General features: G+C 62.0%; 30 protein-coding genes and 1 pseudogene. 23 read left to right on the top strand and 8 right to left on the bottom strand.

The window, feature by feature from the left end; genetic code table 11:
* Positions 1–34 precede the first annotated feature (34 nt).
* On the top strand, positions 35–538 hold the full coding sequence (locus tag RHO23_RS10805) for a hypothetical protein (RefSeq protein WP_070917459.1): 504 nt from the start codon (positions 35–37) through the stop codon (positions 536–538).
* Here RHO23_RS10805 and RHO23_RS10800 read toward each other — a convergent pair.
* Entirely contained in the window at positions 535–1,899 is a 1,365-nt protein-coding gene (locus RHO23_RS10800) for an oxygenase MpaB family protein (RefSeq protein ID WP_064409117.1), read from the bottom strand. The genes RHO23_RS10805 and RHO23_RS10800 overlap by 4 nt on opposite strands.
* 147 nt (positions 1,900–2,046) lie before the next feature.
* On the opposite strand from RHO23_RS10800, the gene RHO23_RS10795 reads away from it, so the two are divergent.
* Both RHO23_RS10795 and RHO23_RS10790 read left to right on the top strand, forming a co-directional pair.
* Positions 2,047–2,589 carry a hypothetical protein gene (locus RHO23_RS10795; RefSeq protein ID WP_423489059.1) on the top strand — a complete coding sequence of 181 codons (543 nt, stop codon included), beginning with the start codon at positions 2,047–2,049 and terminating at the stop codon, positions 2,587–2,589.
* A 127-nt stretch (positions 2,590–2,716) separates the two neighbouring features.
* Positions 2,717–5,206 carry a DNA translocase FtsK 4TM domain-containing protein gene (locus tag RHO23_RS10790; protein ID WP_423489058.1) on the top strand — a complete coding sequence of 830 codons (2,490 nt, stop codon included), beginning with the start codon at positions 2,717–2,719 and terminating at the stop codon, positions 5,204–5,206.
* Here the strand turns inward: RHO23_RS10790 and RHO23_RS10785 are convergent.
* Both RHO23_RS10785 and RHO23_RS10780 read right to left on the bottom strand, forming a co-directional pair.
* Positions 5,203–5,859, bottom strand: a complete 657-nt coding sequence (locus RHO23_RS10785; protein ID WP_030093867.1) for a carboxymuconolactone decarboxylase family protein — start codon at positions 5,857–5,859, stop codon at positions 5,203–5,205. The two genes, RHO23_RS10790 and RHO23_RS10785, sit on opposite strands and share 4 nt — an antisense overlap.
* A 49-nt stretch (positions 5,860–5,908) precedes the next feature.
* Positions 5,909–6,445 carry an amino-acid N-acetyltransferase gene (locus RHO23_RS10780; protein WP_044103976.1) on the bottom strand — a complete coding sequence of 179 codons (537 nt, stop codon included), beginning with the start codon at positions 6,443–6,445 and terminating at the stop codon, positions 5,909–5,911.
* A gap of 42 nt (positions 6,446–6,487) precedes the next feature.
* Between RHO23_RS10780 and pgsA the strand changes: the two genes are divergently transcribed.
* The gene (pgsA, locus tag RHO23_RS10775) at positions 6,488–7,093 is read left to right on the top strand and encodes a CDP-diacylglycerol--glycerol-3-phosphate 3-phosphatidyltransferase (RefSeq protein ID WP_423489057.1); all 606 of its coding nucleotides are present in this window, start codon (positions 6,488–6,490) and stop codon (positions 7,091–7,093) included.
* A 176-nt stretch (positions 7,094–7,269) separates the two neighbouring features.
* Here pgsA and RHO23_RS10770 read toward each other — a convergent pair whose 3' ends face one another.
* Complete coding sequence (locus RHO23_RS10770) at positions 7,270–7,464, bottom strand: hypothetical protein (protein ID WP_044103974.1); 195 nt, start codon at positions 7,462–7,464, stop codon at positions 7,270–7,272.
* Here RHO23_RS10770 and RHO23_RS10765 point away from each other — a divergent pair.
* The 18 genes and pseudogenes from RHO23_RS10765 (at position 7,426) to RHO23_RS10680 (ending at position 21,459) form a co-directional block, all read left to right on the top strand.
* Entirely contained in the window at positions 7,426–8,046 is a 621-nt protein-coding gene (locus RHO23_RS10765; protein ID WP_044103973.1) for a hypothetical protein, read from the top strand. The genes RHO23_RS10770 and RHO23_RS10765 overlap by 39 nt on opposite strands.
* A gap of 77 nt (positions 8,047–8,123) precedes the next feature.
* Positions 8,124–8,918, top strand: a pseudogene (locus RHO23_RS10760) (MlaE family ABC transporter permease); the annotation flags it as partial.
* Positions 8,919–8,990: 72 nt separating this feature from the next.
* Positions 8,991–9,794 (top strand): MlaE family ABC transporter permease, encoded by an 804-nt coding sequence (locus tag RHO23_RS10755; RefSeq protein ID WP_064410358.1) that lies wholly within the window; start codon positions 8,991–8,993, stop codon positions 9,792–9,794.
* 21 nt (positions 9,795–9,815) lie between these two features.
* Entirely contained in the window at positions 9,816–10,901 is a 1,086-nt protein-coding gene (locus RHO23_RS10750) for a Mammalian cell entry related domain protein (RefSeq protein ID WP_423489056.1), read from the top strand.
* Positions 10,898–11,905 carry an MlaD family protein gene (locus RHO23_RS10745; protein WP_423489055.1) on the top strand — a complete coding sequence of 336 codons (1,008 nt, stop codon included), beginning with the start codon at positions 10,898–10,900 and terminating at the stop codon, positions 11,903–11,905. Before RHO23_RS10750 ends, RHO23_RS10745 begins: the two co-directional genes overlap by 4 nt.
* Positions 11,906–11,925: 20 nt before the next feature.
* The gene (locus RHO23_RS10740) at positions 11,926–12,864 is read left to right on the top strand and encodes an MlaD family protein (RefSeq protein ID WP_423489210.1); all 939 of its coding nucleotides are present in this window, start codon (positions 11,926–11,928) and stop codon (positions 12,862–12,864) included.
* A 50-nt stretch (positions 12,865–12,914) separates the two neighbouring features.
* Positions 12,915–13,979, top strand: a complete 1,065-nt coding sequence (locus tag RHO23_RS10735) for an MlaD family protein (protein WP_423489209.1) — start codon at positions 12,915–12,917, stop codon at positions 13,977–13,979.
* Positions 13,980–14,023: 44 nt separating this feature from the next.
* Positions 14,024–14,974 (top strand): MlaD family protein, encoded by a 951-nt coding sequence (locus tag RHO23_RS10730; protein WP_423489208.1) that lies wholly within the window; start codon positions 14,024–14,026, stop codon positions 14,972–14,974.
* The gene (locus tag RHO23_RS10725) at positions 14,971–15,927 is read left to right on the top strand and encodes an MlaD family protein (protein WP_264922716.1); all 957 of its coding nucleotides are present in this window, start codon (positions 14,971–14,973) and stop codon (positions 15,925–15,927) included. Before RHO23_RS10730 ends, RHO23_RS10725 begins: the two co-directional genes overlap by 4 nt.
* Positions 15,928–15,962: 35 nt before the next feature.
* A complete protein-coding gene (locus RHO23_RS10720) occupies positions 15,963–16,610 on the top strand; it encodes a hypothetical protein (RefSeq protein WP_264922715.1) in 648 nt (215 codons plus the stop codon).
* 43 nt (positions 16,611–16,653) lie between these two features.
* Positions 16,654–17,247: a hypothetical protein gene (locus RHO23_RS10715; RefSeq protein ID WP_070921618.1), complete on the top strand. Its 594-nt coding sequence runs from the start codon at positions 16,654–16,656 to the stop codon at positions 17,245–17,247.
* A gap of 141 nt (positions 17,248–17,388) precedes the next feature.
* The gene (locus tag RHO23_RS10710; protein WP_423489054.1) at positions 17,389–17,784 is read left to right on the top strand and encodes a hypothetical protein; all 396 of its coding nucleotides are present in this window, start codon (positions 17,389–17,391) and stop codon (positions 17,782–17,784) included.
* Between the two features lie 14 nt (positions 17,785–17,798).
* A complete protein-coding gene (locus RHO23_RS10705; protein WP_423489053.1) occupies positions 17,799–18,176 on the top strand; it encodes a hypothetical protein in 378 nt (125 codons plus the stop codon).
* 74 nt (positions 18,177–18,250) lie between these two features.
* A complete protein-coding gene (locus RHO23_RS10700) occupies positions 18,251–18,811 on the top strand; it encodes a hypothetical protein (RefSeq protein ID WP_046254096.1) in 561 nt (186 codons plus the stop codon).
* A 142-nt stretch (positions 18,812–18,953) separates the two neighbouring features.
* Positions 18,954–19,304 (top strand): transcriptional regulator ClgR, encoded by a 351-nt coding sequence (gene clgR, locus RHO23_RS10695; protein WP_046255863.1) that lies wholly within the window; start codon positions 18,954–18,956, stop codon positions 19,302–19,304.
* A gap of 132 nt (positions 19,305–19,436) precedes the next feature.
* A complete protein-coding gene (gene pspA, locus RHO23_RS10690) occupies positions 19,437–20,246 on the top strand; it encodes a phage shock protein PspA (protein ID WP_030093849.1) in 810 nt (269 codons plus the stop codon).
* Between the two features lie 119 nt (positions 20,247–20,365).
* Positions 20,366–21,193, top strand: a complete 828-nt coding sequence (gene pspM / locus RHO23_RS10685; protein ID WP_057966120.1) for a phage shock envelope stress response protein PspM — start codon at positions 20,366–20,368, stop codon at positions 21,191–21,193.
* A 98-nt stretch (positions 21,194–21,291) separates the two neighbouring features.
* The gene (locus RHO23_RS10680; RefSeq protein WP_044103970.1) at positions 21,292–21,459 is read left to right on the top strand and encodes a hypothetical protein; all 168 of its coding nucleotides are present in this window, start codon (positions 21,292–21,294) and stop codon (positions 21,457–21,459) included.
* Here RHO23_RS10680 and RHO23_RS10675 read toward each other — a convergent pair.
* The 4 genes from RHO23_RS10675 to RHO23_RS10660 all read right to left on the bottom strand — a co-directional run bounded on the left by RHO23_RS10675 (position 21,456) and on the right by RHO23_RS10660 (position 23,389).
* On the bottom strand, positions 21,456–21,890 hold the full coding sequence (locus RHO23_RS10675) for a limonene-1,2-epoxide hydrolase family protein (protein WP_423489052.1): 435 nt from the start codon (positions 21,888–21,890) through the stop codon (positions 21,456–21,458). The two genes, RHO23_RS10680 and RHO23_RS10675, sit on opposite strands and share 4 nt — an antisense overlap.
* A gap of 97 nt (positions 21,891–21,987) precedes the next feature.
* Positions 21,988–22,428 carry a limonene-1,2-epoxide hydrolase family protein gene (locus RHO23_RS10670; protein ID WP_044103969.1) on the bottom strand — a complete coding sequence of 147 codons (441 nt, stop codon included), beginning with the start codon at positions 22,426–22,428 and terminating at the stop codon, positions 21,988–21,990.
* Between the two features lie 24 nt (positions 22,429–22,452).
* The gene (locus tag RHO23_RS10665; RefSeq protein WP_046254092.1) at positions 22,453–22,893 is read right to left on the bottom strand and encodes a limonene-1,2-epoxide hydrolase family protein; all 441 of its coding nucleotides are present in this window, start codon (positions 22,891–22,893) and stop codon (positions 22,453–22,455) included.
* Between the two features lie 52 nt (positions 22,894–22,945).
* Positions 22,946–23,389: a limonene-1,2-epoxide hydrolase family protein gene (locus RHO23_RS10660; protein ID WP_030093844.1), complete on the bottom strand. Its 444-nt coding sequence runs from the start codon at positions 23,387–23,389 to the stop codon at positions 22,946–22,948.
* 41 nt (positions 23,390–23,430) lie between these two features.
* On the opposite strand from RHO23_RS10660, the gene RHO23_RS10655 reads away from it, so the two are divergent.
* Complete coding sequence (locus RHO23_RS10655) at positions 23,431–24,588, top strand: glycosyltransferase (RefSeq protein ID WP_423489051.1); 1,158 nt, start codon at positions 23,431–23,433, stop codon at positions 24,586–24,588.
* The last annotated feature ends 2 nt before the right edge of the window (positions 24,589–24,590 follow it).

The raw sequence follows: 24,590 nt of genomic DNA, 5'->3' as shown, positions 1-24,590 counted from the left end.
GCAGCAATACTGGGAAATAGGGGAGGTGCAAGTCATGTCGCAGAAATGGTTTGCGATGATGGGTGCGGTGGCAGGTTTGGCAATGTCGGTGGGTGCAGCGTTGCCTGCTGCGGCGGACCCTCCGAAGAATCCGTACCCGGACACCAGCAAGTACGCCAAGCTGGATTTCGAGGGATTCCGTATCGCTGACAAGCCCGGCCTGTGGTTTTCGACGCCGTTTGGCCTGGACTGCGGGATATGGGAGGACAGCAGCTTCGGATGCACCGGTGTCATTCCGGGTGCACCCGGCGGCGCCAACCAGGTTGGCTGGTTTAAGGGAGAGTCGGCGGCGCACTTCGATAACACTGGGCAGCCGCGGTTCTCGTCGGGGCAGGCGCAGCGAGTGTTGCCGGCCAACAACTACATCGAACTCGGTAGTACCCGCTGTGCCACGACGCCGGAGAACAATGTGTACTGCACCGGCGGAGGCAACTACGCGAGTTACTCCAACCAGTTCATGGTGTCGCCGGGCAAGACCTGGCTGGGGGCCCAGAGCTAGGCACCGACGCGCGGGGCGTGCGGCACCGGGCATCCGGCCGGTGTTGCCGCCGTCGCGTCGTGATGGGTGTAGGACGTATCCCGCATTCCGCCGAGCCTGGCCAGTGCCTGATTGATCACCGTCGCGGACCACCACAGCAGTTCACCATTGCGTTGTTGTGCACGGCGTTTGGCGCCCGGCAGCCTGTCCGTGAGCCGCCGCATCTGGACATTGGCGTGCACCGCGATGCCGGTTATCGTGGTCCACGGCTGGAGGCGCGCGTCGCGTAGGGGAGTTGCGCGCACAAGTGCGCGGACAAGGTCCTCGCCGCCGTAGTAGGCGGCGACACCCAGAACCGGGGTGAACACCAGTCGGCCGATCCGCCCGGCAATTCCCTTGTCCACGAAGCCGAATGCCGCGGTCATCATGACGTCGGTCCATTCCGAGGGGCCGCCGGCGTAGGCGACCATATAGTCCATCGTCTCCATGCCCTCGGCCACGGATTTCGGGATCAGCTCCTCGGCGACGCCGAATACGTAGGCGATGTATGCCCAATACATCACTGCTGCTTCAAGGTCGGCCATGCTGCGGGTGCGCCCGTGCTGATGATCGATCAGTGGCGGGATGAGCCCGAAGGTCATCGCGGCACCCATCATCATCGAATTGGAGATCGGGTTGCCGTGGTGAGCGAACTGTTCGTCGCCCCAGGAGCGCCGGAGCCCGGCGCGCACTTGTGCGTGCATCAGCCGAACCAGGACGGTGTCCTTGAAAGGTTGTGAAAAACGTTCCAGGGCTCCGCGATAGGTCATCTTGCGGAACCACGCGGTGGTCTCCAGATTTCTCCGCAGGGTGTCGTTGACGAATCTTCCGGTGGCCCCGGTTGCATAGGCGACTTCGTCGCCCACAAAGGTGCCGAAGGTGTCGCCGAACCCCATGCCAAACTTCGCCGCCAACGACGAGTTGTTCCATAGCTGGCGGCCCCGCTCCCAGAGCGCGGGGTCGTACCACGGGGGCGGATTATCGAGCTGCGCGAACAGCGCGACAAACTCTGCCGGCGGGTTTTCTATCGATTCGATGCCGTGGTCAAGGGCCCGGGTGAGCATCGCCCGTCCCTGGCGCGCAGGCATCTTGCGGATGCGGTCCACGACCGCATCCATCAGCTCGTCGCCCTGCCAGAGGTGATCGGCGAGCAGCCGGGTACGCGCCGTTTCCCTGGGAATCTCCTGGAAGTCCATCCATGGCGCCAGGATGTCCCTGCGGGATTGGGTCCACATCGCATCGAAGCGCAGCCGGGCAGGTGCGGGGCGCAGGTTCATACCTGCCCGCCAGTAGTAGTCGTTGGGATGCGTGCTGACCGTCGATAGGGCGCCGTTGCCACTCATGGGGAAAGGCTAGCGAGCGCGCAGGCATGTTGGCAACACTCATTGTCAAGTGTCTGGCCGGTTTTCCCGCGCCGGATCGACGGCGTCAATACAATCGGCCTCGCTATTTTGCTGACTCAGTAACCACGAATATCGGGAGGGCTTGGAATGCGGCTGCTGACTTGGATGGTGGCACCTATCGCGCTGATGCTGGGACTAACTGCCGGATCGCTGGCCTTCGCGATGGCGGACCCAGACATCCCCGGGGACCCGAATCCCTATCCCGACGTCAACAACGCCACCAAGTTCAAGCAGGCCGACTTCGAGCAGTTCTTGCGTGACGACACCGATGGGGCATGGTTTTCGACGCCTCGTGGGTTGACCTGTGCGATCTGGATCGACGGGAGCTTCGGCTGTAACGGCTCGTTCCCTGGGGCGCCTGCCGGTACGAACCAAGTTGCCTGGTTCCCGGGTGATTGGCGTGCTCATTTCGACACCACCAATGACGCGCTGTTCACGCCGGCGACGCGTCCGCCGGTGCTCACGCCCGGTAACTACTTCAACTACCGCGCCGTCAAATGCGCAGTCACCAAGGATCAGGGCGTCTACTGCTTCCGGGGTCATTCCGCGAGCAGCTTCAACGGCGATCAGTTCTATATCGCGGCGAATCAGTCCTGGCTGGGTGAGACGAAGCCGCGCCCCGAACGCTGAGCCGGGTTTCGCAGGTCACGAGACTGTCTCGGGGCGGCTTCGCGTAGGTGACAAAACATTTGCTTACTAGCGGTTTTAGCCGTGTTGCAGATGGTGCAGATGTGACTGTTGCGACTAGGCTGTCGCCATGGCGAGTAAGACTGTCAGCCGTTCGCGTGGCCGGAACACCAAATCGGGACCCCGGTCGCGCAACACCGCGCCGACCCGTCGTCCGGCACCGCGCCGGCGTAATCAGCGTCGTAACCAGCATTGGACGACGCCGCTGGTGGCATTGGGCCGGGGGGCGCGTAGCGGGTGGCACGCCTGCGCCCACGGCGTGGGGTCGTTGTTCCGGTCGGTGGGCAGGGCTCACGACATCGAGCACGGTCACCGGCGCGACGGTGTAGCGCTGGCGTTGCTGGGCCTGGCCTTCGTGGTGGGCGCGAGCTCATGGTTCCACGCCGCCAAACCGGTAGGCGGCTGGATCGACGATGTCTTGCGCGCGGTCGTGGGATCCGGTGTCGCACTGGTGCCGATTATCGCCGTCGTCATCGCGGTGTTCTTGATGCGCACCGAGCCGAACCCGCAGGAGCGTCCGCGCCTACTGCTCGGCTTCGCCATGGTCGCGCTGCCGATCCTGGGGCTGTGGCATCTGTTCGCGGGTTCCCCCGATTCCCCAGAGGGGCGGGCGGACGCGGGAGGATTCGTCGGCTTCGTGATCGGCGGGCCGCTCGCACAAGGCCTCACCGCGTGGATCGCCGCGCCGCTGCTCGTGATGGCGATCGTCTTCGGGGTGCTGCTACTGACCGGCACCACGATCCGCGACATCCCGGACACCCTTCGGAACATGTTCTCGCCCAGGGACTACGACGAATGGGATGAGGAGTGGGACGACGAGGACTACGTAGAGGACTACGAGCCCGAAGACGACTACGAGGCGACGCGTGAATTCACGCGCGGCGCCACCCCGATGGACAACTACCCGCTTGAGGAAGAGGCGGCGGCGCCAGAGCCACCCGCTGCACCGGCTCCCAAGCCGGCACCCGTGGTCAAGTCGACCAAGAAGTCCAAGCCGAAACCGCAGATGCCCGTTGTCGATCGGGTGGTCGAGGGCCCCTACGTGCTGCCCTCGCTGGATCTGCTCATCGCGGGAGATCCCCCGAAGGAAAGCAGCGCGGCGAACGACGACATGATCGCCGCGATCACCGGAGTGCTCGAACAGTTCAAGGTCGATGCGGCGGTCACCGGCTTCAACCGTGGCCCCACCGTCACCCGCTACGAGGTTGAGCTCGGCCCCGGCGTCAAGGTGGAGAAAATCACCGCCCTGCAACGCAATATCGCGTACGCGGTGGCTACCGACAGCGTGCGTCTGCTCGCGCCGATCCCCGGCAAGTCAGCGGTCGGCATTGAGGTGCCGAACACCGATCGAGAGATGGTGCGGCTGGCCGACGTGCTGACCGCACCAGAAACCCGCACCGATCACCATCCGCTGTTGATCGGGCTGGGCAAGGACATCGAGGGCGACTTCATCTCCGCCAACCTGGCCAAGATGCCGCACTTGCTGGTTGCCGGTTCCACCGGTTCGGGCAAGTCGAGCTTCGTCAACTCGATGCTGGTCTCCCTGCTGGCCCGCGCCACCCCGGAGGAGGTCAGGATGATCCTGATCGACCCCAAGATGGTGGAACTGACACCCTACGAAGGTATTCCGCACCTGATCACCCCGATCATCACCTCGCCGAAGAAGGCTGCGGCCGCCCTGGCCTGGCTGGTGGAAGAGATGGAGCAGCGATACCAGGACATGCAGGCCAGCCGGGTCCGGCACATCAACGACTTCAACGCGAAGGTGCGCTCCGGCGAGATCACCACCCCGCTGGGCAGCCAGCGTGAGTACCGTCCGTATCCCTTCATTCTCGCCGTCGTCGACGAGTTGGCCGACCTCATGATGACCGCGCCTCGTGACGTCGAGGACGCCATCGTGCGCATCACCCAGAAGGCGCGAGCGGCCGGTATCCACCTGGTGCTCGCCACCCAGCGTCCGTCGGTGGACGTGGTCACCGGCCTCATCAAGACGAATGTGCCTTCGCGCCTTGCCTTTGCGACCTCATCGCTGACCGACAGCCGCGTCATCCTGGACCAACCCGGTGCCGAGAAGCTCATCGGCATGGGTGACGGACTGTTCCTGCCGATGGGCGCCGGGCGACCGATTCGCATGCAGGGCGCCTTCATCACCGACGAGGAGATCAGCGCCGTGGTGGCGGCGGCCAAGGAACAGGCCGAGCCCGACTACACCGAGGGTGTCACCGCGACCAAGGTCGGCGGCGGTCCCGGTAAAGAAGACGTCGATCCCGATATCGGTGACGACATGGACGCCTTCTTGCAGGCCGTCGAGCTCGTGGTGTCGAGTCAATTCGGCTCGACCTCAATGCTGCAGCGCAAGCTGCGGGTCGGTTTCGCCAAGGCGGGTCGCCTCATGGACCTGATGGAGACGCGCGGAATCGTCGGTCCCAGTGAGGGATCCAAGGCGCGCGAGGTCATGGTGAAGCCCGAGGACCTCGGCAGTGTGATGGCTTCGATCCGCGGCGGCGGGGGAGCCGACGAGGAAGCCGAAGACGACGGCGCGGTGCCCGAAGACTTCTAAGCGTTCTCGTCGCGCCGCAGTGCGATGGCGTCGCCCACATCGAAGGATGTGAATCCCTCGGGGGCGGCGATCTCCACGATCGGCTCGTCGCGGTTGTCCCACTCCAGACGTAAGGCCGTGCTCATCACGGCATGCATTTCATACATCGCGGTGATGTAGGTGAGTTCCAGGATCTCTTCGTCGGAGAGGTGGGCTTTCAACGCGGCGAAGATCCCGTCGGGCACCCGGCCCCCGTCGAGAACCAGGCAGTCCGTGTAGGCGAGTACGGCTCGCTGCGCCGCGGTGAAGCAATCAGCGGTACTCCATGACGGGATCGCGGCGATCATTTCCTCGGACATACCCACCATGCGGCACGACTTGCAATGCTGGGAGAACACGAACTGGCTGCGACGAGCCCAACCGGCGCGTGTTTGGCCAAGCTCCCGCAGGACGGGGTCCAGCTTGCGATCGGGACTGCGGTAGAACGCGAAACCCTGAACCGAATGCTTCAGCGCCTCGGGTACGAGCGCGAAGACCGTCCACCAGTCACCGGGTGTGCCTGTGGTGGTCCCGGGATCGGAGACCGGATCGCGATCACCGAAGATCTGGTCGTACATGCGATGGACAAGGCGGTCGTCGGTTTCGGCGCGGGACACCTGGCGCAGTCTTGGCATGCCTCGATCATGGCCGACGATCGCGCCCAGAATGCCCGATGCGCAGAAATCAGAGGTGGGCGAGCATGCGGGTGTTGCCCAGGGTGTTCGGCTTCACGTAGCTCAAGTCGAGGAACTCGGCCACGCCGGTGTCGTAGGACCGGCACATCTCCTCGTAGACCTCGGCCGTCACCGGGGTGCCATCGATCTCGCGGAATCCGTGTTTGGTGAAGAAGTCGACCTCGAAGGTCAGTACGAAGACTCTTTTGAGTTCGAGTTCCCTGGCGACATCGAGCAGGCGGCTGACAATCGCGTGCCCAACCCCCGAGCCCTTGAGCCGGGGGTGCACCGCGATGGTGCGTACCTCGCCGAGATCGGACCACAGCACATGCAGGGCGCCACAGCCCACGACGTCCCCGTCGAGCTCGGCCACCCAGAACTCCTGAACCGCCTCGTACAGCGTCACAAGGTTCTTTTCCAGCAGGATGCGCCCGGCATAGACGTCGACGAGCGCCTTGATAGCGGGCACATCGGAGGTACGGGCACGACGAACGGTCACCGCGGGAGCCGTGTTAGTCGAGATGCCGGATGTACCTTCAGCGCTCATGCGTGAACAGTAGCTAGCTCTAGAACAGATAGGGTGTTTGACGTGCCGATGCCACCGGAAACCCAGCCTGATTCCGAGGCTTCGGCTGCGCCGGTGCCGGTGGTGAACATTGCCAACATCCTGACGGTGCTGCGCATCGTGCTCGTACCGGTGTTCATCGCTGTCCTGTTGACCGCGGGCGGGCACCAATCCTCCTGGCGCATTGCCGCTTTCGGGGTGTTCGCATTAGCCATCGCTACCGACCGCTACGACGGCGTGCTGGCCCGCCGGTATGGCCTGGTCACCCCGTTCGGCCAGCTTGCCGACCCGATTGCCGACAAGGCACTCGTCGGTGCGGCACTGGTGGGGCTCAGCGTGCTCGGAGATCTCGCGTGGTGGGTTACCGCGGTCATCCTCGTGCGCGAGATCGGGATCACCGTGCTGCGTTTCTCGGTGCTCCGCCATGGTGTGATCCCGGCCAATCGTGGCGGCAAGCTCAAGACCATGGTGCAGTCCCTGGCGATCGCTGGGTATCTGCTGCCGCTGACCGGTCATTGGCACACCGCCGCTGCGGTCCTGATGGGGCTGGCGGTGGCTCTGACCCTCATCACCGGCATCGACTACCTGGTGCAGGCGCTGCGGCCTCGGCCCAAATCCGCATCGTCGTAGCCCGCGCGCTGTAAATAGTAGAAATTTTCTGCTATTAACGATCCGGGCAACATTGCAGATCTTGATTGCAGGGTGTGTGGAGAATTGTGTGCCACGATAGATCCTGAGGATAGTTCGGCTCTCTGCAGATCGTGTCTCCATGTCGCGGTACAGACAACCCATCTGGAGGCACCCGGTCAGGCAGCGGGCACACCGATGAGTTTGACTGGTAAATGATGGAATCGGACACTGAGCGCGATATAGAAGAAGTCATCCCGGCCCGGGCTGCTTATGCCGGTGAACATGTCCGACGCAACGTCATCCTTGATGCCTTGCTTGAAGCGCCGGCGCCGATGAGCGTCCAGATGCTTGCCGAGCAGGTAGGCCTGCATGTTACGACCGTGCGTTTTCACCTCGCGAAGTTGATCTCGTCGGGTGCCGTCAATGTCGTACCTGGCAGCAGCTCGGGGCGAGGCCGGCCACCGGCACACTACGAGGCGGCTCCCCGCTCGCGGCTTTTCACCTTCCTACCTCTCCTTCTTGATCAGTTCGGTAGTACAGAGGCTGCACGCGAACAACTCGCAGCAAATGCCGGGAGAATCTGGGCGCGGAACCATTCCGCCCACATCCTTCAGATTGACGTACCGGACCCGGCCAGCGTGGCGCTCGAGATCCTCAGCCAGCTCGGATTCCGCGTATCCACGGTCACCAGCATCTTCGGCGAGCACGAGCTAAAGATCTGCTCGTGCCCGCTGCGCGAGATTGCTCTCACACATCCGGAAATTGCCAGCGGAATACAGCGCGGTGCCATCGAGGAGGCACTTGCCCTGACCTCACCGGCGCTCGCGTCCCAGTACTCGGTGTCAATCGTGCCCGATGCGCTTAACGGTGAGTGCGAAGTGATGGTGCGTCTGGTACCCGCATCCCGGAATGGCGGTGGGGGCGCCGGTCCCCATCGGCAGAGTGTCAGGTAAGGCTTCCCTTAATTAATTTATAGCATTATATTGCTCCAATGGGCCTCGCCTCGGTGGAGCAATTGGTTAGGAGCGGGGCCGCGAAGGTCGGCTCTGTGCCGATACGTAGCGCCACAACGACCGGTCGCAGTGTGATCCTGGCCGCCCAGGTGCTCAGGTACACCGCGACCGATGCACTGTCAGGGCGGCTGCCGTTCAGCGAACTCATCGTTCAGGCCTGGCTTTTGTTGAAGGTGACGGCCGTGCCGGCGATATTGATGGCGATCCCTTTCGGCGGCATGGTGGCTGTGCAGATCTCCGGCCTCGTCAACCAAGTCGGAGCCAATTCATTGGTGGGGTCGGTCACGGGTGTGGCCGTGCTGCGGCAGGGGGCGCCACTGACAGCCGGCCTGCTGATGGGCGGTGCTGCCGCCGCCGCGATCGCCTCTGACTTCGGGGCCAGAGCGATTCGCGAGGAACTCGATGCCTTGCGGTCGCTGGGAATTGACCCTGTGCAACGACTTGTGGTGCCGCGCGTTCTGGCGTTGCTGCTGGTCACGCCGATTCTGGTGGTGATCATCATCGCGATGGGTGTCGGGGCGGCATTCGTGATTGCGACCGCGTTCAATGGCGTGACACCAGGAAGTTTTTGGTTGTCCTTCGGGTCGTTTACCAAGGTGATCGATCTTTGGTTCACCCTCGGCAAGGGCTTCATTTTTGCCGCGATTGTGGGGGTGGTCTCCTGCCAGCGAGGCATGGAGGCCAAGGGCGGTCCGCGGGGTGTTGCCGATGCCGTGAACGCCGCGGTGGTCCTGAATGTGATCTGCATTGTGGCGGTCAATCTTGCGATCACTCAGTTGCAGACGATGTTCTTCCCGATGGTGGTGGCGTAGATGGCCGGCCAGCCGCAGCATCGTCTCGACGCGCTACCCGCGCGACGTGTCGGCATCGGACACAAAATCCCGATGGCGCTGCTCGAGCCTTTCCGCGCCACCGGGCAGTGGGTGACGTTTATTGCACAGACGGTGTGGTTGCTTCCGGTTACGGTGCGTTTGTACCGGCGTGAGACGTTACGGGTGATGAACAACCTGGCGTGGGGCCGGGGTTCGGTCATTGTCGATGGCGGCGTGATCAGTGTGCTTGCGGTACTTGGCATCGCGGTCGGTGGCATGGCAGCGATCGAGGCATTCTCCATCATGAATCTGATGGGGCTTGGGGCACTCGCCGGCATCATCGGCGGGTGGGGGAATGTCCGTGAGATGGCTCCGCTGGTCGCTGGAGTGGCGTTCGCTTCTCAGGCGGGTTGCCGGATGACCGCGGAGATCGGCTCCATGCGGATCGCCGAGGAAATCGACGCCACCGAAGCCATGGGACTGAGGTCGATCCCGTTTGTGGTCGGTACCCGCCTCATTGGTGGATTGATGTGTGTCGTACCGGGATATCTGCTGGCGCTGGTGGTCAGTTTCGTGACGTGTGACACCGTGATTCGCGTTTTCTACGGCCAGCCGGGCGGCACCTACAATCACTACTTCGTCGAGTTTCTCACCCCGCATGATATCGGTGCCTCGCTGATAAAAGCGGCCACCTACTGCACCGCGGTGACGATAATTCATTGCTACTACGGCTATTTCGCCTCCGGAGGGCCCGTAGGTGTCGGGGAGTCATCGGGCCGGGCTATCCGCGCCAGCCTGGTGACCATCTTGGTGTTAGACCTGGCGACCACCATCATGCTGTGGGGCCTGCGACCCGAATTCGTGTTCAAGGCGTAGGGGGCCACCGTGTTGTTTCGCATGTCAGCAGAGGCTGAAGCGCGCAGGCTGAGCATCATCGGTCTTGCGGTCGCCTTGTGTATTGCCGCACTGGCGCTGTGTGTTGCCTTCAGCCCGTGGGCAGATCGGTCGGCGAACCGCCTATCTATCGTGATTGACCTGCCGTACGTCGGCGAGGGGGTGACGGCGGGGGCCCCCATGATGATGCACGGCGTAACTGTCGGAAATGTCGCCGGCGTATCGACTGTCGTCAATGGCGGGGTCCGGCTCGATGTCGACCTCGAGGCCGGCCCCACCGCGGGATTGACGGACACGATGGGCGTGGACTTCCGTCCCGCCAACTACTTTGGCGTAACCGGTATCAATTTGATTGCGGGCCAAGGTGGTAATCCATTGCGCAACGGGGTGCACATCACCGCCACGCCGCAAGGAAACTTCACGCTACAGGCGCTGCTGTACCGAGCGGGCGAGATCACCAACGTTCTGGTGAGCCCGCAGCTTGTTGACGTGATTAACCGGGCCACGCGCTACACCGATGGGCTCAATCCTCTGATCGAGTCTGTGATCACCGCGGCCCGTGCGGTCGCGGCGGTCCAGACAGTCAGCACCGAGCAGCTGCTGAGAAACACCGCGGGAATCAGTGTGGCATTCCCAGGGTTCGTGGAGGCGGCAACCGTTGCAGGTTACGGCTTCAATCAGCGCTCGGGTTTTGTGAAGTTCAATGTCTCCGCGGCGAACGCGATGCCCGGGCAAGATGTTGTCCCGGTCGTGGCCGAACCCGGAATGCCTGTCACCGAAGAATTTTGGAACAAACGAGCCCTGCCGTCCATTGATCTACTCGCAAAGGGGTTCTTCGGGGCTGTCGGAAAGCTGTTGTCATCACACACCGGCGAGTTGCTTCCGGTGGTCAACGTGATCCGGACTCTCACTGACACGGTGCCCGGTTTGGTGACACCCGCGGGTCTCAGCGACACCTTGGTGGAACTGCGGACACGTTTCGAGAAGCTGTACGGGGGATCACCGGAACAGCGCGCGTTGCAGGTTCATATCGTGCTCGATCAGATACCCGGTGTGCAGGCTCCGATTAGTGCGATGGGTGGCCCATGATCAAACCCAAGGCTGCACTGTGGCGTTTCATGGTCAGCGGTGCCATTGGGGCCGTGCTGCTGATCTTGATCATCAACGTGCTGCGGCAACCTGTTTCCAGTGAAACACGCTCCTATACAGCAGAATTCACTGATGCGTCCGGCCTGCGTCTGGATGCGGATGTTCGCTTTCGTGGGGTGCGTGTGGGCAAGGTCAAGGACATACGGCTGGCGCGCAAGGAGGGGCAGAGCATCGCTGAGGTAGAGCTGAGCCTGGACAAGCGCTATGTCGTGGTGTCCAAGACTCGGCTGGCGATCAAGTTTCAATCACTTACCGGGCTGCGTTATCTCGATCTCGCTGATCCCGTCGAGGAGGGGCCCGATGAGAGCGTGGTGACGCGAATTCCGTTGAGCATGACTCATTCTTCGTTCGACGTCACCACCTTGTTCAACGGGTTGCAACCGGTGTTGGCGACCTTGAGCCCCAGCGATATCGACAACTTTACGGACAATGTCGCTTCGTTTATGGAAGGCAACGGTACTGGTCTTGGACCGATGCTGGACAGCGTCCGAAAACTGACCCAGTTCGTGGCCGATCGACAGCAGGTCATCGCAACTTTGATGCGCAACCTGAGCGCGATCGCGGAAACGTTCGGTGGGCATTCCAGAGATCTGCTACAGATCCTGGACTGGGTAAATCGGCCGGTGGACAACGCACTCGCGGTGATCGACGAGTTCCGAAAGTCGGAGTTGTACGGGCCGGAGTTCACGTCCGTGACCGTTCAGCTGCTGGCCAATGCCGGTTTCACCCCAGGCAAAGCAGACATGGACAAGGGGATTGACCGAGCGATCACGGTGTTTGACCACTACAGCGATGCGTTCAAACGCGTACCGGTGATCTGGGACAACGTAGAGCCGCCCGCGCCTCCCGGGACCCCGGTGCCGTGCTCACATGGACGGGCGCAATTACCTGAATCGATGGACGTACTACTGAACGGTCAACGGGTGATCCTGTGCAATCGCTGAAGAAGCTCACAAATCCGACGATGGTCGGCCTGCTTGCGCTAGGCATGGTCGCGATGGTGGCACTGGCCGCCGGCATCATCTATGTCAACCCAATCAATCATCGGCCGGTGTTTTTCTACACAGACGACGCCGCATCGGTGCGGCTAGGCGACAGTGTGCGCATAGCCGGCATCACCGTCGGAAAGGTGGACAGCCTCGCGATTGAGCCGAACCAGGTTCAGGTACGCCTGAGCGTGTCGAAGGCCGCCTTTGTCGGCGATCAGTCACAAGTTCAGGTTCGGATGCTCACGGTGATCGGTGGCTACTATGTGAACCTGGTGTCGCTGGGCGACAAACCGCTGGGGCAGAAGGCTATTCCGCTGGAACGCGTGACCATGCCCTACAACCTGATGAAAGCCCTGGCCGGTGCTACCAAGATCACCGAAAACGTCAATCCGACGCCGATCCGTGAATCACTGGACAAGATTCAGGCCGGCCTGAACGGAACCAACGTGGAGACGCTATCGGCGGTTGTCAACGCAGGCAATGCTCTGACGGAGACGATCGATAAGCAGCGGGGGCAGATCTCACAGATCCTCGATCTGTCGGACGAATACATCGAGTCACTGTCCGGCTACCGCGACAAGCTCAAGGATCTCATCCTGAAAATTTCGATCATGGAGCAGACACTTGTGCTGTACGGCAAGGGATTCGCTGGCGCCCTGAAAGGTATGGGCGACATCTCGGATGCGATTCTGGCTCCCACCGGCAAGTTCTGGGTCAACCACCGTGAGGAGTTCATCCAGAAAGTTCGCGAATGGCAGAACCGGGTTCGGCGGTGGGTCGATAACAACAGCAGACTCGTCCCTCGACTGCGCCGGGTGCGTGACAAGCTCGAGCGCGTCCTGGACGCGCAGAACGCTCGTCCAGAGCTGCTCGCCACCGATTTGTGCATACCGATGTCCGGAAGCAGCTGCTGATGAATGCGATCGCGGTTCGTCGAACTCTCCGTTGCGTGGTGGCCACCACGATGGCGGTCGTGGCCATCGGAGCCAACTCGTCATGCGCACCGCTAGCTCGGCATGAAGCCTCCTACTGTGCGTTCATGCCTGATGCGATCGGGCTCTATGTAGGTAACCCCGTCACTCAGATGGGTTACCGCATAGGCAAAATCGTCTCGATCCAGCCAGGTCCCAGCCATGTCCGCGTCGGCTTCTCCGTAACCGGAGAACGCGAATTCCCCGGCGACGTCAAGGCGATCATCCGGTCCACCTCAATCCTCGCGGATCGCTCCCTGGAACTGGTCGGCAACTACGCCGGAGGGTCCCGGCTCAACGCCGCCAGTTGTATCCCGCTCAATCGGTCTGTGTCACCGAAGTCGTTGTCGGAGATCATTGGGTCGGCGGACAGCTTCCTCAACGCCATCAACTCCAGCGGCTCGGAGAACATCGCAGACACAGTTCGTGGGTTAGATCAATTGGCACACAACAATGGAGCAGAGTTCGGCCACTTGCTGACCGTGTCATCCGACTTGCTCGATGGTCCCGATCGACAGATCAGCAACATTGGCTCAATCGTTCGGAACACTGCGCAGCTGACATCAGCGCTGGAAGACATCACAGGGCCGATGAAGGAGATTCTGCTGGATGCGCCGACCACGACCGTAGACATCGTGACTGCGCTGGACGGCGCGACTCGGCTGGTCGGTGCGGACTCCATCGGAAAGGTTGGTCCACTTATGGAGTTGGTCGCCACACTGGAATCCAGACTCGGGGACGAAACGCAGATCACATTGGACAGAGTGAGCAACGCCCTCCGAAAAATCAGCCCGCATGCCAACGCCCTTGCCGGCTTGTTCAATGGGGTGCCCTGGTGGATCAACACCGCGGCAAATCACTTTAACGCCAAACAGTTCGGCACGTTCAACATCGCTTACCGACCCCCGCTGTTCCGCGTGGCCACCCACGACAAGCTGGCGCTCTGCGGCGCGATGAATGCGTCGATGCCCGGCAGCTGTGCGGACGTCAACGGCCAGCCCTACGCCGTTGACGTTGCGCTGCTGCAGTACGTGCTGCAGCAGGCGAGCCACTCATGAGCCCCCGTCAAATCCGGACAGTGGTTACCGGAGCCGCGACAGCCATGCTGGTCGTTTCTTGTTCGTCGTTATCGGTGAATGCGATACCCCAGCCAGGTGGTAACCATCGCGGCGGCTATGACATCGTTCTGGAATTTGCCAGTGTCCTGAATCTGCCGAATCGTGCGAAAGTGGTCCAAGACGGCGCCACGGTGGGGGTGGTCACCAGGGTCGATCTCAGAAGCAATCACGTTGATGTGACATCGCAGATCGATCCCGGCATCAACATACCGGCGAATGTTAGTGCCACACTGCAGCAATCAACGGTGCTCGGTGATACCTATGTTGCGCTCGAGCGTCCCCGGTCAGGTGAGGGGGCGCCACCGGTCACCGCTGGCGGACGAATCCCTTTGGCGCAAACAGTGTCTCCGCCGCAGCTTGAGGACACGTTGGCGAACATGGCGAACTTCGTTGGCAGTGGAGCGATCCAGCGGGTGCAGGACACGATCATCGGCATCAACCGTGTGACCCCGTCGAATCGAGAAGACCTGCGCAACCTGGTGAGCCGGGTTGCGGTGGACCTGGCGGACCTTTCCAACAACGTGGATATGGTCGACAAATGGCTTGACGGCGTATCGAGAACTACCGATGTGATGAGCCGCAACCTGCCTACATACAGGTACTGGTTCTCGCCGGAAGGCATGCTGGGATTCGACCGGTCGACAGTGGTCGCAAGCTACATCGGCACCGTACTTCCGTCGGTCGGGAGTATTTACAGCGGAGGGTTCTGGTTGGTTCCGTTACTTAGGTCGCTGAGCAATGCGGTTGGGGCGGTTCAACAGAGCAAATGGAGCTTCGAAGACGAAGCGCCTAAATGGCGAAAGTTGTTCATCGAGGACTTCTTTCCCGTCGATAAGTACCCCGCAATCAACATCACCTCGATATCCGGGCCCGACGGGCGCGAAATGATTGGCAACGTACAGGATGTGCTGCGCATACTGGGAGCAGCGCCATGAGAGTCGCCAAGAACATACTGTCCTTCGCAATGTTCGCGATGATTATCGCGGTCGCGCTTACATACATCGGGTCGTTCGGTATCCGGCTGGGGTTACCGAAGAATCGCATCAATCTCACGATGGACGTACCGGATAGCGAAGGTGTGGTGGTTGGCTCCAGCGTGCTGCTGCGCGGTGTGGCCATTGGCAAGGTGACCGGTGTTTCGACCTCGGTGAGCAATGCCACCATCGATTTCTATCTCGACCCCGGGCAGCACGTTCCCGTCGACAGTGATGTGCGTCTGGATAATTTTTCTGCGCTCGGTGAAGCCTACGTCGGCTTTCGGCCGCGGTCCGATGACGGCCCTGTGCTGACGGACGGTCAGCGCATCGCGGCGCAGGCGGTAACCGTGCCGCCCTCGATCTCACAACTTGCCGCCACGGTGGTCCGCATACTCAACCAGATGGATCCTGTGCAGCTCAAAAGGATCCTGAATGAAGCGGACGCTTCCTTGCCGGATCCAGGCCGCGTGCTACCCAACCTATCGCGCGCGAGTTTGCTTACCCGAAACATGATGATGAGCATGGACGGAAAAGGGCAGGAACTTCTTGGCAATCTTCAAAATCTGCTGCGTAATGCCGATTGGGTTGGCCCCACGTTGGCAGAAATCGGGCCGCCGTTGCGGGCTGTAGGGGATGGAATATCGGGCGCATTTACCGCCATGATGAATGTTGTCGCCTGGAACAATCCGCACAACGTTCAGCTGTTTCAAAAGTTCCTCGCGCGCCTCCAAAACTTTCTGGACACGCGGGCGCCTGATCTCAAAGTTATTGGTAATGCACTACTTCCGCAGTTCCAGGGAATCGGGGGAGCGTTGATGAACTTCGACACGGCACAAATCCTGAGTAACGCATTATCAGGCATACCCGAAGACGGCGCGATCACGCTTCGTGTATCCATGCCCGACCGCTAGGCCGAGGCCACTCCCACAACCCGAGAGGAAGTTTCATGTCAGTTGTCGATACCGAACCCGAAAGCACGCCTGTGACGGAGAGTCATGACCGGGCTCAGCCAGACGATCCGCCTGCCGATGTGACTGTCGCAGGCGGTCGTGCGAGTCTGTCGGCTAAGCAGCCACGACAGGTGTCCTTCACACTGCGCAGCGTGATCATCGCGGTCGTGATCCTCCTGCTGACCGGCGTTGCGGTTGCGCTTGGCTGGCTGTATGCCGGTGCGCAGCAGAAGTTGGACGAGCAGGCCGTGGGTGCCGGCAATAGAGTGCGGGCCGAAGAGATCGCTACTGGCTATGCCACGAATGCCGCAGATATGGATTACCAGGACTTCAAGGCGTGGAAAGTCAAGCTGGTCAACGGAACTTCCCCAGATCTGAAGGAGAAGCTGACAAAGGCTGCTGACTCGATGGAGCAGATTCTGGCGCCTTTGCATTGGAAGTCGACGGCCAAGCCATTGGCTGCAAAGGTTCGCTCGGACGCCGGTGGGATATTCACCGTCGATGCGTTCGTCAGCGTGCTCACCAAGACGATGCAGGCGCCCGAGGGGCTGCAGTCCACTGCTACGTACAGCATCACGATCGACAGCAACAACGACTGGCAGATCACCGACGTTGGTGGTATCGACTCTGCTCTTGGCAAATAGCCTCGGTAGCATGATGATTCGCATCTGGATTAGCCGGTTGATGATGGTTGTGGTCGCGACACTGATTTGTTCGGGGGAGGTTCTGACGGCGGCAGCCAGTGCTGATCCGGGTGGCGGCTACGACCCAGTTGCCCACTTCGACCAGCCGCAGCGGCTGCCGGTGATCACTCCGGTGGCCAGCAATTGGCAACCGCAGTTTCCGTTTCCGTTCGATCAGACGAGGCGATACGTGACGTCTGTGGATGTCAACGCGGTACGAGAGATGTGTCAGTGGTTCGACGCTCAATACGATGCCGTGAAACATCAAATCGAGGGACTCAACGACAGTTTGGTCCGCAACAACGGCCATTACGATGCTCCCGGCGTCCAGGAGCAGGCGGATATCGTCATCGCCAACATTGACCAGTCAGTGGATTTCCTGGCTCCGCGGGCACAGGCACTCACCCAGAGCTATGACCACGCGGGTGATATGTATTTCCCTATATACCAAGGGGATAGCTTCTTCGGTCTGTGGCAGCAATTGTCCAATGTAGGTAACGGCATCAAGGCACGTCAACCGACCTGGTTCACGGGACCGTCGTACCACCGGGTCATGCACTGGGGAAGCAAGATCCATCGTTCCCATGCCTGCAGCTGAGTACCACCATCGCACGCGAACGACGAGGAGATGCGTATGTCGACAGTTGAGCCCGGTAGCGGGCGCCGTGACTCAAGACAGGGGCCCGTCATCGTAGTTGTCGCTTTGTTAATGATCTTTAGTGCCGCAACTATTTTCGCTGTGCCGGCCATCGCAGAACCCGGAGCCGAAGTGACGCAGGCTGTCGTCGATGCACGCGGCGGTACCTCGTGTGCACCGCTGCGCCACAACCCGGCCGTAGGGCACGCCGCCGACATCATCAACCGGTCCACCTACTCGTATCTCAACCACACCGCCGAGAATGTTCCGGCCGACGAACCGCACCAGAAGGCGATTGTGAGGGACCTTGGTATCGAGGCGACCAGGACGGCATCGTTTCAGGGCGCGGGTCACAATGTGGCCGATGCCACCAAGGGGATGTTGTTGGAAGGACGTGACGCTTTCCCCGATTGCGCCTACACCGATTTCGGCGTCAGCAGCCTCTACGAAGAACAGTCGGACTTCACCCTTGTCGCGGTTGTTTTGGTAGCGACATGAACCCTGCGAGGACCATGACGCGTTTCCTCGTGGCGGCGGTGTGTGGCGTAACAGTGTTCATGCCGATGGCTCCGCCTGAGGCCTGGGCAGATGATCCCGTCGTCTATGAAGTCCTGTCCGACAGCGTTCAGGTTGCGAACATCGAGTATCAGGCCGTAACCGGCCGGGCAGCTGTCGTGAGCGTGGCACTGCCCTGGCGCACTGACGCAATGGTGCGCTCCGTTCGTGGCGCGCCACCGGACGGCAGCCAGCTGCGGGCGGATTGGCGACCCACCGCCGCGGTTGGCCGGTGGGTGACCGTACGGATCGTCTACCAGGGAAAGGTCGTCTGCCAGAACACGATGGACGTTGGGAATGCCGCATGTTATGGCATCACTCCGCGGATCACGTAGGACGCCATGATGATTCGGGACCGAGATATTGAGAACGATGTCGTGATAGACGATCCGCGTACGGAGTGTGGGCTATGAGACATCGCTGTGCTGCAGTGGCCGCTCTGAGTTTGATTCTTTTCGCGGCAGGTCCGGTGGCGACGGCTCGCTCCGAGCCACCGCCACCGGAGGCCACCTCAGATCCATTCCCCGATATTCGGTACTACGACGAGCTCAACGCCAACGATTTCGCTCAGCCTGGTGGGGTGTGGTTCATCGGGCCGGCCGGACAGAACTGCGGGATTTGGGGCCGTGGCAGCTTCGGCTGCTCCGGCGTGATTCCGGGAGCCCCGGCGGGGACCAACCACATCGGCTGGATCGATGGTGACCGGGCGGTGCACTACGACTGGTCCATGGCCGTCAGATTCCCCGCTGTGGAGGCAGGACAGCCGCTGCCGGCGCGCAGCAAGATCAGCCATCAGGGCACAACCTGCGCAGTAACCCCGGATAACCGAACCTACTGCGAGCGTGGTCCGATGCGTTTCGTCATAGAGCCCACCAGGACCTGGCTGTCGGCCGCATGGACGGATTTGAGCTGGATGGAACTGGGACCGGCTTCGTGTAGCCCACCCGGTGGTGGGCGCTGTTACCGGTGAATCAGGGCCGCATAAAGGGCGGCGTTGAGGCGTCTGTCACTCAAACTTCCGGGAACCTCCGCGTGCGCGGCAACGTTGAGCAAGGCAGACTCAACTACTACGCGGTATGGACGCCGACGTTCAGGACGCAAAGGAGAGACACATGGCGTTGTTGCTTCGAGAGGCCATCGGCGACACCCTGCGGAACGCTCGATCCGGGCAGGGGAGAACGTTGCGTGAGGTATCGGACTCGGCACGCGTCAGCCTGGGATATCTGTCCGAGGTGGAACGTGGCCGTAAGGAAGCCTCCAGTGAGCTGCTGGCCGCGATCTGCGGCGCGCTCGATGTCCCGCTGTCGGAGGTGTTATCCGAGGTCAGCGCAAGACTGGCGCATCGCGAGGCTGCCGTCGCGGCTTCGCAGCCCGCGGTGACGACAGCGGCCGGCTCACTCAGTGGGATCGATGTCGCGACCAAGGTTGTCATTCCGCAGGTTCGCGCAATGGCGGCCGCCTAACTTACTGTGGCGGTCGCATTGTTTTGCGCCCCGTAGGGGGTGTGGGGATCGGCATGCAACAGATAAGTTGGGACCCACGCAGTCGTAGGTGGCGACGACTACCGGCATCCAAGCAGAAGGCGGATCGATCTCATGGCTAACCCGTTCGTCAAGGCGTGGAAGTACCTGATGGCACTGTTCAACGCGAAGATTGACGAGAACGCAGACCCCAAGGTGCAGATTCAGCAGGCCATCGAGGAGGCCCAGCGGAACCACCAGGCGCTCTCGCAGCAGGCCGCGTCGGTGATCGGGAATCAGCGCCAGCTGGAGATGCGCCTCAACCGTCAGCTGGCCGATGTCGAGAAACTTCAGGTCAATGTTCGTCAGGCGCTGACCTTGGCCGATCAGGCCACTGGTTCGGGAGATGCATCCAAGGCGACCGAGTACAACAACGCGGCCGAGGCGTTCGCCGCCCAGTTGGTTACCGCCGAGCAGAGCGTCGAGGACCTCAAGGCGCTGCATGATCAGGCGCTTGCCGCCGCGGCCCAGGCCAAGAAGGCCGTCGAGCAGAACGCGATGATGCTGCAGCAGCGGATCGCCGAGCGGACCAAGCTGCTGAGCCAGCTGGAGCAGGCCAAGATGCAGGAGCAGGTCTCCGCCTCGCTTCGGTCGATGAGCGAGCTTGCCGCCCCCGGCAACACCCCGAGCCTGGACGAAGTGCGCGACAAGATCGAGCGCCGCTACGCCAACGCCCTTGGTCAGGCCGAGCTGGCGCAGAACTCGGTACAGGGCCGCATGATCGAGGTACAGCAGGCCAGCGTGCAGATGGCCGGACATTCGCGTCTGGAGCAGATCCGCGCCTCCATGAAGGGTGAGGCCCTGCCCACCGGTGGCACCGCGACCCCGGCGCCGGCGACGGCACCAGAGCAGGCTAATCCCGCTAACCCGCTGGGCCAGCAGTAGTTTTCTCTCTTCTTTCGCTTCAATCCGCCGAGTGGGGACGCAGCCGCGCCCACTCGGCGGATTTGTCGCATGGACAATTCGTCCTCGGCGACTGCCGAATTTTCGGGCACAATGTGAACATGACACCCCAGCCACCCCGTCGCACCGCGGTGCAAGGAGGCTGGGAGCAGCTGCTGCGCCGTGTGGTCAACAACGTCAACGATCTGGGCGAGGAACTCGCCGCACGCATGCGGGTGATGTCTGACAAACGCGAGAAACTGCTGCGGAAGCGTCTACGAGCCAAGCGGTGGAGTATCCGCTGGGCGCTGGCCTGCGCTGCCGGGCTGCTTGTCACGACGGTGCTCGCGACGACCGGCGCACCCCCCTGGCTGCTGATCATCCCGGCGCTGCTCACCGCCGGTTGTGCGATTCCGGCCACGTATCTGTTTGTGCGGTATCGGTACCTCAAGGCTGAGCCGTTGCCGCCGCCGCGGCCCGGAGTGGAACGACGGCTGCCGCCAATAGGTTCGATGGCGCGTCCGCCCATGGCGGCGCTGGATGCCGCCGAGCGCTCGCTGTTCTCTCTTCTCGGAGTGGTGGAGCGCGGCAACATGATTCCCGACAGCGAGGGGCGGCAGATTCTTGCTGCGGCCAATCAGGCTGCGTATGTGATGGCCGCGACCGCCAAGGAAGTGGTGTCCATGGAGCGCGCCGCTGTCGCGGCACCACACACCCGTGAGTATCTGCAACCGACCATTAGTGCGTTCACTGCGCAACTCGACACTGGTGTGCGTCAATACAACGAGTTGGTCACCGCGGCAGCGCAGTTGGTGTCGGCCGGAAATAGCGGGCCGGTCCTCGCCTCGCCGATGTCACGCGGTCCGCTTCTCGATGACCTGGTGTCGGCAACCGACCGGCTCACCGGGTGGGCGGGTGCCCTCGACGAACTCGGCCAGCTGTCAGGGTAATCCCCGATCTTTCCCTGATCTTCGCGTTCCGGGGTTCCTCAGGTGCCGATCTGACTGCCAGGCTTGCTCTATCGCAGTCGAGAGAACGGTGGGTACCGGTGTTGTGGAAGATCATTGGCGTGCTGCTGGTCGTGTGGCTGGCGTTTCTGGTCGTGGGCGCCATCTTCAAGCTCGTGGTACCGATGCTGGTGGCCGGTGTGGTGATTCTCGGGGGCGTCATGCTGTACCGCGCGGTCACCGACGCGGACAAATCCCGGCTGCCCTAGAGCCGCGGACGTACAGACGGGAAAACTATCCCCAGCAGGCCCCTCAGGAAACCGAGAGTCACGTTGAGAACGTCGCCGTAGTCACGCCAGAGCGTGATCTTTCCATCATCCGAGTGCTCGGTGACTCCGACGACCCAGAATCCGATGTGTAGCGGGCCCACGATGATCACGTCGGTGCGCTCGGTCATCACGGTGTTTCCGGTGGCGGTGATTCGGTGAATCTTGACGCCAAATCCTGCCCCGGGCCAGTTCACGGCGGATAACACGCGCAACACAGCCTTGCGCCCACGCACGGCGGGCAGGCCCACATTCTCCCATCGGACATGGTCGGCGAGGACGGACTCGAGCACCGCCAAATCGCCTAGACTGGCAGCGCTCCAAAGGGTTTCGACGGCGGCAGTGGGGTCGGTTCTTGCCAGAATGTCGGTCATCAGCCAACGCTAGCGAGCACCGTCGTGGGGGAGAAGGGGCGTGATCAGATATCGGGGTGTGACCCCAGGTCCGGTCAGCGGATTCGTACGACGGTTTTCAGAACCGCGCCCGCAGCGACGGCACCACGATGCCGATGAGGCCCCGCAGGAAAGCGCGAGATACCGCCGCGAAGTCGAAGTAATCGCGCCACAGGGTGATGGTGCCGCGCTCGCTCACCTCGAAGACACCGCACACCCAGAACTGTGTGCGTAAGGGGCCGAAGCTGAGGGCGTCGTAGCGCTCGTTCATCACGGTGTAGCCGTTGGTGGTGGTGCGCTGAACATCGACCTCGAAACCGAACGACGTGTTCTCCAGCGCCCCGAACAATCGAAGTACAGCCTGTTTGCCGCGGATGGTGGGGAGCCCGACATTCTGATAGACGATGTTCTCGTCCAATACGTCTCGTGCGAAGTCGATGTCGTCGTTCTGTACGGCCTCGAGAAATCGGGTGACAATCGCTCCGGGGTCCAGTCTGGTGGGCGATCCCGCGGTAACCATGAGACTAATTTATGTTAGATAATCTCAGTGCGCCAGAGTCGGTCGCAGTGCGGGAATGGCGATACCGAGCAGGCCGCGCGCGAAGCCGACCGTGATGTTCAGGACATCCGCATAGTCGCGCCACAGGGCGATGGTGCCGCGCGGCGTCACTTCGAACACTCCGCAGACCCAGAATCCGACGTGCAGGCGACCGACGATGAGGACGTCGGTGCGCTCGGTCATCACCGTATTGCCGGTGGCGGTGATCCGGTGAATCTTCACATCGAAACCAACGCCGGGGAGGTTGAGCCCGGACAAGGCACGCATCACCGACGATCGCCCGCGAATCGCAGGCAAGCCGACGTTTTCCCAGCTGACGTTCTCATCCAGGACGGTGTCGATGGACGCCAGATCGCCGAGCCGCATGGCGTCCCAGAGACCCTCGACGATCTCCGTGGGGTTGATGGTGGTGAGAGTGTCCGTCATGCGCCCGACGCTAGCGGCTGTCGAAGGCTTTGGATAGGGGGCTGAACCAGACTTAGAAGCGCGGCCGCAGGGCGGGGATGGCGATGCCGACCAGGCCGCGCACCGTGGCCTTGAACATGTCGAACATGTCGAAGTAGTCGCGCCACAGGGTGATCTTTCCGTCGTCCGACACCTCGAAGACTCCGCATACCCAGAACTGCAGACGAAGTGGTCCGATGACGATGGCGTCGTGGCGCTCGTTCATCACACTGTTCCCGTTGGTGGTGGTGCGGTGGATTTGTACTTCGAATCCGAACTGCGGCTTGGTGAGTGGTTCGAAGACCTTGAGAGTCGCGCGCCGGCCATAGATGGTGGGCAGACCTACATTCTGATAGACGAGGTCCTCGGCCAGCACCGATCCCGCGAAGTCGATGTCCTCGGTTTGCAGGGATTCCAGGAATCGGGTGACGGTCTCGGCTGGAGTCAACGTGGAAGGAGCCAGCGTGGCGTCAGTCATGCGTTTCAACCTAGCCCGAATCGCTGTGGCAGGGTAGGGCGGTGCGTGTTGCCGTGGTCGCCGGTCCGGATCCCGGGCATGCCTTTCCCGCCATCGCGTTGTGCCTGAAATTCGGGGCGGCCGGGCACGACCCCGTGTTGTTGACGGGAACGCGCTGGCTCGATCAGGCCCGTGCCGCCGGACTCGAGTCGGTAGAGCTTCTGGGACTGCAGCCCCGGGTTGCCGATGACGACGCAGACGCGGGCGCCAAGATCCATCAGCGGGCGGCCCATATGGCGTTGGCCAATCTCGATCAGTTGGGGCAACTGGCGCCGGATCTCATCGTTTCCGATGTGATCACCGCCTGCGGAGGCATGGCCGGTGAGTTGCTCGGTGTGCCGTGGGTGGAACTCAACCCGCATCCGCTGTACCTGCCGTCAAAAGGATTGCCGCCATTGGGAAGTGGGCTGGCTCCTGGTGAGGGCTTGCGTGGCAGGCTGCGTGACGGGTTGATGCGTCGGTTGACGCAAAGGTCGATCGATGAAGGCTTGCGGCAGCGCTCGCAGGCGCGGGTAGAGATCGGATTGCCCGCCCGCGACCCCGGACCCGTCCGACGGCTGATCGCGACATTGCCCGCGCTGGAAGTGCCGCGTCCCGATTGGCCGGATGAGGCGGTCCTGGTGGGCCCCCTGCATTGGGAGCCCACCGACGCTGCGCTGCAGCCGCCGTTGGGTACGGGACCGGTGGTGGTGATCGCACCGTCGACGGCCTTCACCGGAGCTGAAGGGATGACCGAACTGGCGGTACGGGCTTTGGATTCAGTGGGCGCGCGCGTGGTTGTGTCCGCGCTGGATCCGCCTGCGTCGGGCCTGCCTTCGTGGGCGATTGCCGGGCTGGCGCGTCAGGATCTTTTGCTCGCCGGTGCCGATTTGGCCATTTGCGGTGGGGGACATGGCTTTCTGAGCAAGGCATTGCTGGCCGGGGTGCCTGCGGTGGTTGTTCCTGGCGGCGGCGACCAGTGGGAGTTGGCGAATCGTGTTGTGCGGCAAGGTAGTGCTGAGCTGGTGCGACCGCTGACCTGCGAGGCTATGTCGGCGGCGATCGGCAAGGTGCTGGGTGAGCAGCGCTACACCGAGGCAGCACGCCGGGCTGCTGCCGGTGCCGCGGACGTCACAGATCCGGTACGGGTGTGCCAGGACGTGGTGGCGGCCCTAAGGTGACC

The organism is Mycobacteroides sp. PCS013 (assembly GCF_049532645.1).
In the GTDB taxonomy this organism is placed as follows: Bacteria; Actinomycetota; Actinomycetes; order Mycobacteriales; family Mycobacteriaceae; genus Mycobacterium; species Mycobacterium gwanakae.
This window is presented reverse-complemented; position numbering and strand designations above follow the sequence as displayed.

What these genes read in the sequence shown, in the direction of transcription:
- RHO23_RS10805 (WP_070917459.1), top strand. Translation starts at nt 35, where the DNA reads ATGTCGCAGAAATGGTTTGCGATGATGGGTGCGGTGGCAGGTTTGGCA.
- RHO23_RS10800 (WP_064409117.1), bottom strand. Translation starts at nt 1,899, where the DNA reads ATGAGTGGCAACGGCGCCCTATCGACGGTCAGCACGCATCCCAACGAC.
- RHO23_RS10795 (WP_423489059.1), top strand. Translation starts at nt 2,047, where the DNA reads ATGCGGCTGCTGACTTGGATGGTGGCACCTATCGCGCTGATGCTGGGA.
- RHO23_RS10790 (WP_423489058.1), top strand. Translation starts at nt 2,717, where the DNA reads ATGGCGAGTAAGACTGTCAGCCGTTCGCGTGGCCGGAACACCAAATCG.
- RHO23_RS10785 (WP_030093867.1), bottom strand. Translation starts at nt 5,859, where the DNA reads ATGCCAAGACTGCGCCAGGTGTCCCGCGCCGAAACCGACGACCGCCTT.
- RHO23_RS10780 (WP_044103976.1), bottom strand. Translation starts at nt 6,445, where the DNA reads ATGAGCGCTGAAGGTACATCCGGCATCTCGACTAACACGGCTCCCGCG.
- RHO23_RS10765 (WP_044103973.1), top strand. Translation starts at nt 7,426, where the DNA reads ATGAGCGTCCAGATGCTTGCCGAGCAGGTAGGCCTGCATGTTACGACC.
- RHO23_RS10770 (WP_044103974.1), bottom strand. Translation starts at nt 7,464, where the DNA reads ATGCAGGCCTACCTGCTCGGCAAGCATCTGGACGCTCATCGGCGCCGG.
- RHO23_RS10755 (WP_064410358.1), top strand. Translation starts at nt 8,991, where the DNA reads ATGGCGCTGCTCGAGCCTTTCCGCGCCACCGGGCAGTGGGTGACGTTT.
- RHO23_RS10750 (WP_423489056.1), top strand. Translation starts at nt 9,816, where the DNA reads ATGTCAGCAGAGGCTGAAGCGCGCAGGCTGAGCATCATCGGTCTTGCG.
- RHO23_RS10745 (WP_423489055.1), top strand. Translation starts at nt 10,898, where the DNA reads ATGATCAAACCCAAGGCTGCACTGTGGCGTTTCATGGTCAGCGGTGCC.
- RHO23_RS10740 (WP_423489210.1), top strand. Translation starts at nt 11,926, where the DNA reads ATGGTCGGCCTGCTTGCGCTAGGCATGGTCGCGATGGTGGCACTGGCC.
- RHO23_RS10735 (WP_423489209.1), top strand. Translation starts at nt 12,915, where the DNA reads ATGGCGGTCGTGGCCATCGGAGCCAACTCGTCATGCGCACCGCTAGCT.
- RHO23_RS10730 (WP_423489208.1), top strand. Translation starts at nt 14,024, where the DNA reads ATGCTGGTCGTTTCTTGTTCGTCGTTATCGGTGAATGCGATACCCCAG.
- RHO23_RS10725 (WP_264922716.1), top strand. Translation starts at nt 14,971, where the DNA reads ATGAGAGTCGCCAAGAACATACTGTCCTTCGCAATGTTCGCGATGATT.
- RHO23_RS10720 (WP_264922715.1), top strand. Translation starts at nt 15,963, where the DNA reads ATGTCAGTTGTCGATACCGAACCCGAAAGCACGCCTGTGACGGAGAGT.
- RHO23_RS10715 (WP_070921618.1), top strand. Translation starts at nt 16,654, where the DNA reads ATGGTTGTGGTCGCGACACTGATTTGTTCGGGGGAGGTTCTGACGGCG.
- RHO23_RS10705 (WP_423489053.1), top strand. Translation starts at nt 17,799, where the DNA reads ATGACGCGTTTCCTCGTGGCGGCGGTGTGTGGCGTAACAGTGTTCATG.
- RHO23_RS10700 (WP_046254096.1), top strand. Translation starts at nt 18,251, where the DNA reads ATGAGACATCGCTGTGCTGCAGTGGCCGCTCTGAGTTTGATTCTTTTC.
- clgR (WP_046255863.1), top strand. Translation starts at nt 18,954, where the DNA reads ATGGCGTTGTTGCTTCGAGAGGCCATCGGCGACACCCTGCGGAACGCT.
- pspA (WP_030093849.1), top strand. Translation starts at nt 19,437, where the DNA reads ATGGCTAACCCGTTCGTCAAGGCGTGGAAGTACCTGATGGCACTGTTC.
- pspM (WP_057966120.1), top strand. Translation starts at nt 20,366, where the DNA reads ATGACACCCCAGCCACCCCGTCGCACCGCGGTGCAAGGAGGCTGGGAG.
- RHO23_RS10675 (WP_423489052.1), bottom strand. Translation starts at nt 21,890, where the DNA reads ATGACCGACATTCTGGCAAGAACCGACCCCACTGCCGCCGTCGAAACC.
- RHO23_RS10670 (WP_044103969.1), bottom strand. Translation starts at nt 22,428, where the DNA reads ATGGTTACCGCGGGATCGCCCACCAGACTGGACCCCGGAGCGATTGTC.
- RHO23_RS10665 (WP_046254092.1), bottom strand. Translation starts at nt 22,893, where the DNA reads ATGACGGACACTCTCACCACCATCAACCCCACGGAGATCGTCGAGGGT.
- RHO23_RS10660 (WP_030093844.1), bottom strand. Translation starts at nt 23,389, where the DNA reads ATGACTGACGCCACGCTGGCTCCTTCCACGTTGACTCCAGCCGAGACC.